This is a genomic window from Pseudogemmobacter lacusdianii, assembly GCF_030848395.1.
Taxonomy (GTDB): domain Bacteria; phylum Pseudomonadota; class Alphaproteobacteria; order Rhodobacterales; family Rhodobacteraceae; genus Pseudogemmobacter; species Pseudogemmobacter lacusdianii.
Genome location: NZ_JAVDBT010000004.1, coordinates 166,379 through 179,640 on the forward strand (window position 1 = coordinate 166,379; position 13,262 = coordinate 179,640).

The window sequence follows — 13,262 nt, forward strand, 5'->3', positions numbered from 1 at the left end:
TATGGGGCCGTGAGATCGGCCTTGCCCGGTGTCATCTGGGCTTATGGCCCATCTAGGCGCGGCCGGGGGGGCGCTTCAACCCCAGCTGCCGCGTCAAAAGCGTCAAATCCATCCCAGATGGAGCCAGATGGCCGCGGCGGCGTTACGGATAGGCATTTGGCGTGCCTGCGCCCATCCGCGCGGGTTTTGCTTGCCGGATCGGTGGATTTGCCGAAAAACTGTGCAAGTGGTTGCATGTTAGACGGGGATTTCGACGGTTTTCTGCGCGCGGGGGCTTTACCGGGGCTGGGCAGAGACGTTGGATGGAGCTTAGCGTAAAGGGAGTGGCAGAGTGGCAGCACAGAGCAGCGGCATTCGATCAGTCGGTCCATTGCAAGGCGGCGCAGGGCCAAACATCTTTGACGAGATGACTGGCACCGGCAGTGAGCTGCGCCCGCCCTATGCGCGGTTGCAAGACTGGGTCCAATCGATGCCGCGCGAGTTGCGCAACCTCAAACAGGCCGAGGCGGAGGAGTTGTTTCGTCGCATCGGGATCACCTTTGCGGTTTACGGCGAGGGCGGCGATCCCGATCGGCTGATCCCGTTCGACATGTTCCCTCGGGTGTTCTCGGCGCTTGAATGGTCGAAACTGTCACGCGGAATCAAGCAGCGCGCGCGGGCGCTGAACGCGTTTTTGGTCGATGTCTACGGGCGCGGTGAGATCATTCGAGCGGGTCGCATTCCGGGCCGCTTGGTCTATCACAATGCGGCCTATGAGAAGGAAGTGGCGGGCTTCGTGCCGCCAAAAGGCATTTATTCTCATGTCGTTGGCATTGATATTGTCCGCACCGGGCCGGACCAATTCTATGTGCTTGAGGACAATTGCCGCACGCCCTCGGGGGTGAGCTATATGCTGGAATCCCGCGAGATTATGATGCGGATGTTCCCCGAGCTTTTCCGCGGCAATCGGATTGAGCCGGTCGATAATTATTCCGAAGTGTTGCGCCGCACCTTGGCCTCGGTCGCGCCCGCGAAATGCAAGGGCGAGCCGAATATCGTTATTCTCACCCCCGGCCATTTCAACTCGGCCTATTACGAACATTCGCTTTTGGCCGATTTGATGGGGGTGGATCTGGTCGAGGGGCAAGATCTCTTCGTTGATGGCGAGTTTGTCTATGCCCGCACCACCCAAGGTCCAAAGCGCGTTGATGTGATCTATCGGCGCATCGATGACAGCTTTTTGGACCCTTTGTGCTTCCGCCCCGACAGTATGGTGGGCGTGGCGGGGCTGATGGATGTTTACCGCGCGGGCGGGGTTTCGATCTGTTCGGCTCCCGGTGCGGGCGTGGCGGATGACAAAGCCGTTTATACCTATGTGCCGGAAATGGTACGATTTTATCTGGGTGAAGAGCCGCTTTTGGACAATGTGCCCACTTGGCAATGCGGCAAGGCCGACGATCTGGCCTATGTGTTGGATAAGCTGCCAGAACTGGTGGTGAAAGAGGTGCATGGCTCGGGCGGCTATGGGATGTTGGTGGGCCCGAAAGCCTCGAAAGCTGAGATCGAGGTGTTTCGCAACCTGATCCAAGCCAAGCCGCATAATTACATCGCCCAGCCGACGCTGGCTCTGTCGACGGTGCCGACCTTTGTTGAAGAGGGCGTGGCGCCGCGCCATGTGGACCTGCGCCCCTATTGCTTGGTGGGCGAGAGGATTGAGCTGGTGCCGGGCGGGCTGACCCGTGTGGCGCTGAAAGAGGGCTCATTGGTGGTGAACTCAAGCCAAGGCGGCGGGGTCAAAGACACGTGGGTGCTGGCCGAATGATCCAAGCCCCTCGTTTCTCCGCCATGGCCGTTTTGCGGGCCAAAGGCGCCACCCTGTCTGCAGCTAAGGGGGATGCATGCTAAGCCGCACCGCCGAAAATCTTTACTGGATCGCCCGCTATATGGAGCGCGCCGATACCTCGGCCCGACTTTTGGAAGTCGGCAGCCGGATCAGCCTTTTGCCCTCGGCGCATGGCTATCGCAGCGAATGGGACAGCCTCTTGCAGGCCTGCGGCATGGCGCCCGGCTTTGCCGCGAAATACGGCGATCCGGTGCAGCGCAACTTGGAAAGTTGGCTGTTCTTTGACCGCGACAACCCCTCATCGGTGGCAAGCTGCATCACGGCGGCGCGCGAGAACGGGCGGATCGTACGCACGGCTTTGACCTCACAGGTTTGGGATGCGCTCAACACCGCTTTCCAAGAGCTGAAACGGCTGGAGAGAGAAGAACGTTCCTCGCTGGAACTGTCGCAGATGACCGATTGGGTGATGCGCCATGCCGCCATGCTGCGCGGCGCGATCGATGCCACGCTTTTGCGCGACGATGGGTTCAACTTCTTGAATATCGGCTATTATCTGGAGCGTTGCGACAACACCGCCCGGCTGATGGATGTGAAATATTACGTCCTGCTGCCGCGGGTGGATTTCGTCGGCTCTGGCCTTGATAACTATCAATGGACCACGCTTTTGCGCGCGATGGGGGCGCATCGGGCCTTTCATTGGGCTTACGGCGGCGAGGTGACGGCCAGCAAGATCGCGCATTTTCTGATCCTGAACCCGCAAAGCCCGCGCGCGCTGATCACCTGCATTGCGGGCACCGCCAACCATTTGAACCGGCTGAGCAAAGCCTATGGCCGCGCGTCGCAATCCCAAGCCATGGCGGCGGAAATGCTGGCGCGGCTGGAAGAGGAAACCGTGGACCGGATCATGGATGAGGGCTTGCATGAATATCTGACCGGCTGCATCCGCGAGACCGCCGCTTTGGGGCAGGCGGTGCATGAGGACTTTTTCAGCGGGGAGGCGCGGTGATGCTTTTGGATGTCGATCATCTGTCGCTCTACCGCTACGCGGCCCCGGTGCGCTCGGTGGTGCAGAGCCATCGGCTGACACCCTCGCGTTGCGCGTCCCAAAAGGTCGTGCAATGGGAGGTGCAGGTCTCTGGCGCGACCAAAGGTGCCGGGTTCACTGATGGTGCGGGCGATGCCATTCAAGCTTGGACCGTCTCGGGCCCGGTGACCGAGGTGGCGGTGACGGTACGCGGGCGGGTTGAAACCAGCGACACAGCTGGTGTGCTGCGCAGCCACCGCGAAAGCGCGCCGCCCGAGGTTTATCTGCGCGATACACCGGCCACGGCCTTGGATGGGGCCTTGCGCGACTTGGCGGCCGGGGTTCCCGGTGGCGAGACGCTGTCGATGTGCCATGATTTGTCGCATGCGGTGGCCGAGGCGATCGCCTATCGCCCCGGCACCACCACCGGGCGGACCACGGCCGCCGAAGCTTTGGCGCAAGGCATGGGGGTTTGTCAGGACCACGCCCATGCTTTGATCGCCTGTGCGCGCGTGCATGAGGTCCCGGCGCGCTATGTCTCGGGTTATCTCTTTGCTGATGCCTCGGGTGCGGCGCATGAGGCAGCGCATGCTTGGGCCGAGCTTTTCGTGCCGGGCCTTGGCTGGGTGGGCTTTGACCCGGCCAATCGCTGCTGCCCGGATGATCGCTATATCAGGCTTGGCTCGGGCTTTGATGCCAGCGCCGCCGCACCCATCCGCGGCATCGCGCGCGGCATGGCGGGCGATGGCGCATTGGATGTGCGGCTGTCCGTCGTGGCCGCGCAGCAGTAAGAGCGCGGACGGACAGGGCGGCGTCATTGGCCCGTGCACTGCGAAATGCTGTGGTGCGGCGACCCTACGTCGGACCCCTTGTCACGCAGCGGCAGTTGGGGTTTTCTCGGGCCGGGCAAGGCGCTAGCTAAAACGCTTGGTGCAGTATCAAGCAGGCTGAGGGTGAGATGACGTATTGTGTGGGACTATTGTTGAACGAGGGTATCGTCTGCCTGTCGGACACGCGCACCAATGCTGGGCTCGACAATATCTCGACCTATCGCAAGATGTTCACCTTTGAAGAACCGGGCGAGCGGGTGATTGTGATCATGACCGCCGGCAGCCTTTCGGTCAGCCAAACCACTTTGGCTTTGCTGCGCGAGGCGATTGATGCGCCCGATGCGACGCCTGAGACCAGCATCATGCTGGCACCCACCATGTTGCAAGTGGCCGGAATTGTTGGCGACGCTCTCGCCGGGGTGCGCGAAGAGATCGACCACAAGCTCTCGGCCAGCCAGGGGGCGAGTGCGAGTATGATTGTGGCGGGGCAGCGCAAAGGGGGCGCCATGCGGCTCTTCTTGATCTATCCCGAGGGCAATTTCATCGAAGCCACCGAGGACACGCCCTTCCTCCAAATTGGCGAGCATAAATACGGCAAGCCGATCCTGGACCGGATTGTGCGGCCCGACAGCTCTTTGGCCGATGCGCAAAAGGCAGTGCTTTTGAGTATGGATTCGACCCTGCGCTCGAACCTCTCGGTGGGGATGCCGCTGGATCTTTGCGTGATTGAGCGCGACCGCTGTGTCATCACCGAACGCCGCCGGATTGAGGCGGGGGATCCGCAATTCCGTGCGATGTCCGAAGCTTGGTCCAACGCATTGCGCGAAGGCTTCCAACGTATCCTCCTTTAAACACGTGGCTGCGCGCCGCCCGATCTAAGCCCTAAGCCCTAAGCCAGCGAAGACCTGCCGATCACAGAGTGTTGTGAGGGCATACGGGAACCTTGCCGCCATCTCAGCGTTTCCAGCCGAGCATTGCTCTGCCGGTTGCCTGTCCTTTTGGCCCCCGAGGCAATGCCATTGATATTCTTTGGTGTTTTGGGTGGTTCATGGATCTGCAGCTTCTGAAAACCTTTCTGGAAGTGGCCGCGACGGGCTCTTTCGGGGCGGCCGCGGGTCGGCTTTTCGTCACGCAATCCGCGGTGTCCTTGCGCGTGCAGCGGCTGGAGGATGAGCTTGGCCGCGCCTTGTTTGAGCGTGGCAATGGCGGGGTTGCCTTAACCGCAGCCGGCCGCGAATTCCGCAGCTCTGCCGCGATGATCCTGACCAATTGGGAGCAAGCCCGGCAACGGGTAAGCGCGCTTGATGATATGCCGGCCTCGATGGTGATCGGCGCACAAGGCTCGCTTTGGCCCCGCTTTGGCTTTGGCTGGCTTGACCGGCTGCGCGCAGCATTGCCGCAGGTGCAGATCCGCGCCGAAATGGGCCGCAATGAGGCGTTGAACGAGACGCTGCTCTCGGGGGCGGCGCAAGCGATGCTGTGCTTTGAGCCGATGAACCGGCCCGGTCTGGTCAATGAGCGGCTGATGGAGGATCGGCTGGTCATGGTCAGCTCTTGCCCCGATGCCACGATAGAAAGCGTCGGCGACAGTTATGTCATGGTCGATTGGGGCCCTGAATTTTGCCGCTTCCACCATGAGGCCCTGCCGCAGCTTTCCGAGCCGCGATTGGTTTTGGCCTTGGGGGCCGTGTCGGCCTGGTATCTCGCCAGCAGGTCTTTGGCTGCTTACTTACCTGAGCGTTATTTGCGCGCGCCTTTGGGGCAAATGGACAGCGATGAGGCCGCGCAATCTGGGGCTTTGCTGCGGGGGGAGCCGCGCGAATTGGCTCAATTCGGGCCGCGCCAGCTTTATCCCGTGCAAGGCGCGCCCAGTTTTACCCAGACGGCATGGGTGGTTTGGCGCGAAGATATGGCGCAGCAATTGCGCAATGTTGCGGCCAAGACACTGTTCGACACGGTGAAATGCAGCGAAAAAGCCGCTTTTAACCAGTTCGAAATGCACTGAAACAGTCCGTAACACGCTGTTATTGGCCGCAACGTCCTGAATTCACTGCATACATATCTGTTATCGCCGCTCAAAACCGGCGACGGCGACATTGCCAAAAGATTCAAGAGAGGGGGTCACGAGAAATACTTGGAGGGGGTGTCAAGTATTCCAAAAGTTTCCATTCATCCACCCCTGACATACCTCAGTGTCACACAAGTGCAGTGCCCGATTGGTTCTGCGTTCCGAGTGAAAGGATTACGTTATGAAAGCTATCAAGCTTGTTTCCGCATCGGTTCTGGCACTGGCCATTGCCTCGCCGACTTTCGCCCAATCGATCCTGGTTGGTGCAGACTCGGTGGATGACCGCATCGACGACATCGAGCGCGATGTTTCTGAAGATATGGCGCGCGCCAATGACAGCTACCGCTATGGCCAGCCCGAAGGCCAAGACGGTCTGACCGGCAGCGTCTCTTTGGGCTTCTCGGGTAAAACCGGCAACAACGAAAGCCAAGACCTCGCGGTCGGCTTCCGTATCCGCCACGTTGGTGGCCCGCTGGTTCAAACCATCGGCGCAGTTCTGGACTTCCAAGAGTCTGACGTCGCTGGTGTAACCACCAAGACCAAAGAAGACATCTTCGTGGTCTATGATGCGAACTACTACGTCAACGACCGCTTCTACATCTTCGGTCTGGCTCGTTTGGACCAAGACGGTCTGGCTCAGGACGCTCTTGTCCCCGCTGACGCTGTTTACCGCGAAGGCTTCATTGGCGTTGGCCCGGGCTACCGGATCATCAACACCCCGGACATGACCTGGCGTGTGCAAGCGGGTGTGGGCATCAGCTACACCGCCTATGGTGACGACACTTCGGTGACCGAATCCGCTGGTATCCTGGGTTCGCGTTTCTACTCGAAGATCAACGAGAACGTCTTCTTGACCAACGACACCGACATCATTGACTCGGACGTTGGCCTGCGCGCCAACAACGACTTCGGTGTGAACGTCAAGCTGTCGGATACCTTCTCGACCCGGATCAGCTACCTGACCGAATATAACGAAAGCCGCGCGATCCGCACCGACAACCGTCTGGGCGTGTCGCTGGTGATGGGCTTCTAAGCCCAAGCCCATTCGACGCCTAACGTTGATTCAAGGCTAAACTTAGGGGCAGGGAAACCTGCCCCTTTTTTCATGGGCTACGAAGAGGGAGGGGAGAATTAGGATCGGAAGCTGTCTGTGGACAACATCTTGCCTTTAAAAGCGGGATAAGGTGGCGGGCCCGCAGCGGCCGTGAGGGCCGGGGTTTCCCGAGAGCCAGAGGTCTCAGGTGGGCGCCAGATACCCGGACCAGGATCCGGGCAGAGCCAGCCCCCATTCGGTTGCTTATCGGCCACTGGAAATTGGGCCCGAACACGAGAAGAGCAGCACCCGCCGTTCGTGAATGTAAGCACCGCAACCGCCCGCCGCAAGGCGCGATGCAAAGGCCACACGATCTGGACAAAAGTTCTCTTTTCGTTCATGTATTTTTTATGCGCAATCCGACACTCTCTTCGCATCTGACCAACGAACCAGCCTTGAGCGAGGCCCAGGCCGGGGCACCCAAAGGGGCCGAGGGGCTTGGCGGTGCAGATCCGGTGCTTGAGGCCGCTCTGCCATTGCTGCCGGGGCAACGGTTGGCGCGAGGGGTGGCGCGGGGCCTGCGCGATCTGGGCTTTGCTTGCGTGGACGAGCTGGTCTTGGCCACCGGTCTTCGGGTCGATCTGATGGCGCTTGGCCCCAAGGGTGAGCTGTGGATCATCGAATGCAAATCCTCACGCGCGGATTTTCGGTCAGATCGGAAGTGGCAGGGGTATCTGGACTATTGTGACCGCTACTTCTGGGCGGTCGACAGTGCCTTTCCGCAAGAGCTTTTGCCAGCAGAGACCGGTCTGATCTTTGCCGATGCCTATGGGGCCGAGGTGATGCGGATGGGCAGCTTGACCCCTTTGGCTGGGGCGCGTCGCAAGGCCGTGACCCAGCGCTTTGCAAGGGTGGCGGCCTTGCGCTTGCAAGGTTTGCGAGATCCCGGTCTGCCCGATCCGGGGGCGCTGGATTTGGCCGCCGCAGCGGCCAAACCGGCTTAGCGGCGCTTGCCGCGGGTTGCTGCCATCTCGCGGGCTGCTTCGGCTGCGATTCGCAATTCTTCTGCGATTTCCTCGGCTTCGTCCGGATCGAAGTCCAGCGGCAGCTCGATTCCACCATCAGCTTCGATATAGATTCGCACCATGCCCTGATCGGTCGGGCCGATCTGGATATCAGCCGAAATATTGCTTTGTTTGTTGATGCTCATGTCGGCCTCCAGGCTGATCTGACCGGCATTCCGGCCTTTAAAATGGGGCTAACGTGGCTCTGATCGGGGTGCAAGCAAAAATGCCTGCAATGTTCTGTCGAGACGCTCTTGCAATCCCCGCACGAGGGGGCTAAATCCGCCTCGTGTGCAGCTTTAGCTCAGTTGGTTAGAGCGCTAGATTGTGGATCTAGAGGTCCCCCGTTCAAGCCGGGGAAGCTGTACCACCTCCCTCCCCACTATTGGTGTGAACATAGCGCATTGCGCAGTAGCCAATGCTGGTGCGCGCATTTTTATGGGCCGCCGTTCAGACGAGTCTCGGCGCGATGCATGGGTTTACACCTAGTAGTTGAAAATTACTCGCAGCGCTCTCCCTGAGATATTGCAGCGTTACGTTAGGGAAATTAATCTCAGAAGCCATCTAACACGATGGATTCGCTTGATGAAACTTACCTCTACATTTCTCAGTTCTTTGGTGGTTTTCGGTGCAGCCTCCTCGGTCCAAGCCCAAGACTGGGCTTCGTCCGTCGAGACCGGCTTCTTTGCAACTGATCGCTTCAGTGATGATACCGATATCGGAGAAGCACCCTTCTATGGGGTCTATATCGCTGCTGACACGACCCGCGACTTTGGCGCTTTGAAGTTCAGCTTGGATGCCCGTCTTGAACTTATGTCTGACAAAGGCATCGATGACGTTTACCAAACCGGCCCGCTGCACACCGGTGTGATCGGCGCGCATTTGGGTCGTCAGTTGGGTGCCACCTATCTTGGCGGCTATGCGGCCTTTGGCCTCTTCGACGGTTATGACAGTGAAGATCCGATGAAGGGCTACACGATTGGCGTTGAGGCCGAGCATCAGCTTGTTTCTGGCATCAGCCTCTTTGGCCAGGTCGGCTATGCCGAGGCGATTGGCGATGAATACGACAATGAGTTCAAAGGCACCTCGGCCCGTATCGGTGTGGCGGGGGATCTGAATTCGGCTGTCAGCTACCAGCTGGCTGCGGAATATGCCTATTCCGCCGATTGCTTTGAAGACTGTGGCGACCAATGGGGCCGCTACACCGCGGTCTCGCTGGAAGTGTCTTATGACCTGAGCGAGAAGATGGAGCTCGTTGGCGTGGCACGTCACGCTAAGATCACCGCCAATCGGGAAAACAAAGCCGAAGAGACCAACCTCTATGTCGGCGTCCGCATTCCCTTTGGCGCGACGAAGCGCAACAATCTGACCACCCCGATGGGGGCCTTCCAAGGCGCGGGCTGGATGCAGCCGCTCGATTGATCCTTATGATCTTAATCGCGGAGAAGGGGGCCAGTCGGCCCCCTTTTTCTTAAGCTTCGGTCGGGGCGACAGTCCCTGCCCAAGATGTCGGGTTCAATCCGCGAGAGGCTGACGATATGTTCGCCCCCTGACCTTGGAGGATTCGAATGACCAGTGCCGCCATGCCCCGCATTTCCCAGATCATCGCTGCCGAGATTGGCGCTGCCGCCTCGCAGGTGAATGCCGCGGTTGAGCTTTTGGATGGCGGCGCCACCGTGCCCTTCGTGGCCCGTTACCGCAAAGAGGTGACGGGGGGGCTGGACGATACCCAACTGCGCAAGTTGGAAGAGCGGCTGTCCTATTTGCGTGAATTGGAAAGCCGCCGCGCGGCGATCCTTGAGTCGATCAATGGTCAGGGCAAGATGACCGAAGCTTTGGCAGGTTCTATCGCCAAAGCCGTCACCAAGGCCGAGCTTGAGGACATCTATCTGCCCTATAAGCCCAAGCGCCGCACCAAGGCGATGATCGCCCGCGAAGCCGGGTTGCAGGGCTTGGTCGATGCGATCTTGGCCGACCGCTCGGCGGATCCTTTGGCTTTGGCGGCAGGTTTCCTGACCGAGGGCTTTGCCGATGCCAAAGCCGCGACCGAGGGCGCGCGCGACATCTTGGCCGAAGGTCTGGCCGAAGATGCCGCCCTTCTGGGGCGGTTGCGCGATCATATGCGCAAGGTCGGCCGTCTGACCGCAAAAGTTGTGGCGGGTAAAGAGGCCGAGGGCGCGAAGTTCTCGGATTATTTCGCGCATGACGAAGCCTTTAGCGGCGCGCCGTCGCACCGAGTGTTGGCGATGTTGCGCGGCCGCAATGAAGAAATCCTTTCGGTGGATCTTGAGATCGACGCCGAGGCCAAGCGCGGCGAAAGCCCGGCCGAACGTGCTTGTGGCGCAGCCTTGGGCGCGGCGGGGCAGGGTGCTGGCGACCGTTGGCTGCGTGATGCGGCGGCTTGGGCGTGGCGGGTGAAGCTGAAAACCTCGCTCTCGCTTGATCTGATGGGCGAGCTGCGCGAGGCAGCCGAGGCCGAAGCGATTCGAGTTTTTGCGCGCAACTTGAAGGACTTGCTTCTGGCAGCTCCGGCTGGGGGCAAGGCCACGATGGGGCTTGATCCCGGCATCCGCACCGGGGTGAAGGTCGCAGTGGTCGATGCCACCGGCAAGCTTTTGGCGCATGACACGGTCTATCCGTTCCAGCCCAAGAACGATCCGCGCGGCGCGCAGGTGGCGATTGCCAAACTGATCGGCTCGCATGGCGTGAAGCTGATTGCGATCGGCAATGGCACTGCCAGCCGTGAGACCGAAAAGATGGTCTCGGACCTCTTGGATCTGCTGCCCGCGGGTGAGGCGAAACCGGTGAAAGTGGTGGTCTCTGAGGCCGGTGCTTCGGTCTATTCTGCCTCGGAATTGGCTGCGCGCGAGTTTCCTGAACTTGACGTTTCCATACGTGGCGCTGTCTCAATCGCCCGCAGATTGCAGGATCCGCTGGCAGAACTTGTCAAAATCGAACCTAAGAGCATTGGCGTCGGTCAGTATCAGCATGACGTGGACCAGCACCGTTTGGCGCGTCAGTTGGACGCCGTGGTCGAGGATGCGGTGAACGCAGTTGGGGTGGATTTGAACACCGCCTCGGCGCCGTTGTTGGCGCGGGTTTCCGGCGTGGGCTCGGGGCTTGCCGAAAGCATCGTGGCGCATCGCGATGCCAATGGCCCGTTCCAAACCCGGCGCGAGCTGTTGAAAGTCGCGCGGCTGGGGCCGAAGGCCTTTGAGCAAGCGGCGGGTTTCTTGCGGATCACGGGTGGCAAAGAGCCGCTCGATGCCTCCTCGGTTCACCCCGAAGCCTATGATCTGGCGCGGAAAATCGTCTCGGCCTGCGGGCGCGATATCCGCAGCTTGATGGCCGATGGCGCGCCATTGAAGGCGCTGAACCCGGCCAGTTTTGTCGATGAAAAGTTCGGTCTGCCCACCGTGCGCGACATTTTGGGCGAGTTGGAAAAGCCCGGCCGCGACCCGCGCCCCAGCTTTAAAACCGCGACCTTCACCGAAGGTGTCAATGAAATCAAAGACCTGAAGCCCGGAATGGTGCTGGAAGGCACAGTGACCAACGTTGCCGCCTTTGGCGCTTTTGTGGATGTGGGCGTGCATCAGGACGGGTTGGTGCATGTCAGCCAACTGGCCGACCGTTTTATCAAAGACCCGCATGAGGTGGTGAAGGCCGGCGATGTCGTGCAGGTCCGGGTGACCGAGGTTGACGTGCCGCGCAAACGCATTGCTTTGACGATGCGCAAAGATGGTGGCGCCTCGGCCGCATCGGCGCGGCAAGAGCGTGGAGCGGAACGCCCGAAAGGCCCGGCGCCCAAGGCGCGGATGGAGGCCGCCCCCAAAGTCGAAACCTCGTCCAACGCCTTCGCCGATGCGCTGAAAGCCAAGTTCGGCAGATAAATTTGAAAAGGCGCGGGGGGTTAGCCTCCGCGCCTTATTCTTATAGTTTCGAGCCGCCCACCGTCAGCCCGCCAATCATCAGCGTCGGTTGCCCCACACCCACCGGCACCCATTGTCCGGCCTTGCCGCAATTGCCGATGCCGGGGTCCAGCTTCATATCATTGCCGATGCCGCGAATGCCCATCAGCGCGGTCGCGCCATCGCCGATCAGGGTTGCGCCAGTCAGGGCCTCGCAGACTTGTCCATTGCGGACGCGGTAGGCCTCGGTGCAGCTGAAGACGAACTTGCCCGAGGTGATATCGACCTGACCGCCGCCAAAGCCCACGGCGTAGATCCCGTCCTTCAGATCGGCCAAGATCGCTTCAGGCGCGTCCGAGCCGCCCAACATATAGGTGTTGGTCATCCGCGGCATCGGGATATGGGCAAAGCTTTCGCGCCGCCCGTTGCCGGTGGGGGCCACACCCATCAGCCGCGCGTTCTGGCGGTCTTGCATGTAGCCGGTCAGAATTCCGTCCTCGATCAAGGTGTTACGGGCCGAAGCTGTACCTTCATCATCAAAGGTGATGCTGCCGCGACGATCGGGCAGGGTGCCATCATCCAGCACCGTCACACCTTTTGAGGCGATCTGTTTGCCCATCAGCCCGGCAAAAGCCGAGGTGCCCTTGCGGTTGAAATCGCCCTCCAGCCCGTGGCCAATCGCCTCGTGCAGCAAGATGCCCGGCCAGCCCGGCCCCAGGACCACATCCATCATCCCCGCAGGGGCGGGGACGGCGGAAAGGTTGACGCGGGCGATGCGCAACGCCTCATCGACCATAGGTTTCCAATGGCTGGGCTCCAAGAGCCCCGCCAGCCCGTGCCGCCCACCCGCACCAGTGCCGGCAGATTCGCGGCGACCGTTTTCTTCCAAGATCACCGAGACATTCAGCCGCGCCATCGGGCGCATATCGCTGAAGCGCAGACCTTCGGGACGAAGGATTTCAATCTCTTGCAGGCTGGCCGAGAGGCTGGCGCTGACCTGCACCACGCGCGGATCGGCGGCGCGGGCATAGGCGTCAATCTCGCGCAGGATGTCGATCTTGGCGGCGAAGGTCGCATCGGCCAGCGGGTCGACCTCGGCGTAAAGGTGGCGATTGGTGCGGGTCGGCGCATCGGCCAAAGTGCCGCCGCCATCGCCCACGGCCAGACGGGCGGTGTCGGTGGCGCGCTTCAAAGCGGCTTCGCTGATTTCGGTCGAATGCGCATAGCCCGCGACTTCGCCTTTCACCGCGCGCAGGCCAAAGCCTTCCGAGGCATCATAGCTGGCGGTGCGGATGCGGGCATCGTCCAAGACAAGGCTCTCGCCCCGGCGGCGCTCGAGGAACAATTCACCATCTTCGGCCCCGGCAGTGGCCTCACGCAGCCGCGCCAAAGCGGCGGCTTCGTCGAGATGGGTCTCGAAGGGGCGGAACGGAGCATCGGTCATCTAAAGAGGCCTTTCAGGGAACCCAACCAACCTAGGCGCGGCGGGCCTGACCCGCAAGGCGGGGCGGCG

At 60.8% G+C, this 13,262-nt stretch carries 11 protein-coding genes and 1 tRNA gene; 10 read left to right on the forward strand and 2 right to left on the reverse strand.

The window, feature by feature from the left end; genetic code table 11:
• Nucleotides 1–406 precede the first annotated feature (406 nt).
• The 7 genes from Q9295_RS05450 to Q9295_RS05480 all read left to right on the forward strand — a co-directional run bounded on the left by Q9295_RS05450 (nucleotide 407) and on the right by Q9295_RS05480 (nucleotide 7,781).
• Nucleotides 407–1,801: a circularly permuted type 2 ATP-grasp protein gene (locus tag Q9295_RS05450; RefSeq protein WP_306679603.1), complete on the forward strand. Its 1,395-nt coding sequence runs from the start codon at nucleotides 407–409 to the stop codon at nucleotides 1,799–1,801.
• Between the two features lie 76 nt (nucleotides 1,802–1,877).
• On the forward strand, nucleotides 1,878–2,828 hold the full coding sequence (locus Q9295_RS05455; protein WP_306679498.1) for an alpha-E domain-containing protein: 951 nt from the start codon (nucleotides 1,878–1,880) through the stop codon (nucleotides 2,826–2,828).
• The gene (locus Q9295_RS05460) at nucleotides 2,828–3,637 is read left to right on the forward strand and encodes a transglutaminase family protein (RefSeq protein WP_306679604.1); all 810 of its coding nucleotides are present in this window, start codon (nucleotides 2,828–2,830) and stop codon (nucleotides 3,635–3,637) included. The genes Q9295_RS05455 and Q9295_RS05460 overlap by 1 nt, the downstream gene beginning before the upstream one ends.
• A gap of 167 nt (nucleotides 3,638–3,804) precedes the next feature.
• Entirely contained in the window at nucleotides 3,805–4,527 is a 723-nt protein-coding gene (locus tag Q9295_RS05465; RefSeq protein WP_306679499.1) for a proteasome-type protease, read from the forward strand.
• Between the two features lie 197 nt (nucleotides 4,528–4,724).
• On the forward strand, nucleotides 4,725–5,681 hold the full coding sequence (locus Q9295_RS05470) for a LysR family transcriptional regulator (protein WP_306679500.1): 957 nt from the start codon (nucleotides 4,725–4,727) through the stop codon (nucleotides 5,679–5,681).
• Between the two features lie 244 nt (nucleotides 5,682–5,925).
• Entirely contained in the window at nucleotides 5,926–6,777 is an 852-nt protein-coding gene (locus tag Q9295_RS05475; protein WP_306679501.1) for a DUF481 domain-containing protein, read from the forward strand.
• Nucleotides 6,778–7,292: 515 nt separating this feature from the next.
• On the forward strand, nucleotides 7,293–7,781 hold the full coding sequence (locus tag Q9295_RS05480) for an MmcB family DNA repair protein (protein ID WP_306679605.1): 489 nt from the start codon (nucleotides 7,293–7,295) through the stop codon (nucleotides 7,779–7,781).
• Here Q9295_RS05480 and Q9295_RS05485 read toward each other — a convergent pair.
• On the reverse strand, nucleotides 7,778–7,987 hold the full coding sequence (locus tag Q9295_RS05485) for a DUF6324 family protein (protein ID WP_306679502.1): 210 nt from the start codon (nucleotides 7,985–7,987) through the stop codon (nucleotides 7,778–7,780). The two genes, Q9295_RS05480 and Q9295_RS05485, sit on opposite strands and share 4 nt — an antisense overlap.
• A gap of 147 nt (nucleotides 7,988–8,134) precedes the next feature.
• On the opposite strand from Q9295_RS05485, the gene Q9295_RS05490 reads away from it, so the two are divergent.
• From Q9295_RS05490 to Q9295_RS05500, 3 genes are all read left to right on the forward strand, one after another.
• Nucleotides 8,135–8,211, forward strand: a tRNA-His gene (locus Q9295_RS05490).
• 215 nt (nucleotides 8,212–8,426) lie between these two features.
• Nucleotides 8,427–9,263, forward strand: coding sequence for a hypothetical protein (locus tag Q9295_RS05495; RefSeq protein ID WP_306679503.1), 837 nt, complete (start codon nucleotides 8,427–8,429; stop codon nucleotides 9,261–9,263).
• Between the two features lie 146 nt (nucleotides 9,264–9,409).
• Entirely contained in the window at nucleotides 9,410–11,731 is a 2,322-nt protein-coding gene (locus Q9295_RS05500) for a Tex family protein (protein WP_306679504.1), read from the forward strand.
• A 40-nt stretch (nucleotides 11,732–11,771) separates the two neighbouring features.
• Here the strand turns inward: Q9295_RS05500 and tldD are convergent, their stop codons facing one another.
• Nucleotides 11,772–13,193, reverse strand: coding sequence for a metalloprotease TldD (gene tldD / locus Q9295_RS05505; protein ID WP_306679505.1), 1,422 nt, complete (start codon nucleotides 13,191–13,193; stop codon nucleotides 11,772–11,774).
• Between the last annotated feature and the right edge of the window lie 69 nt (nucleotides 13,194–13,262).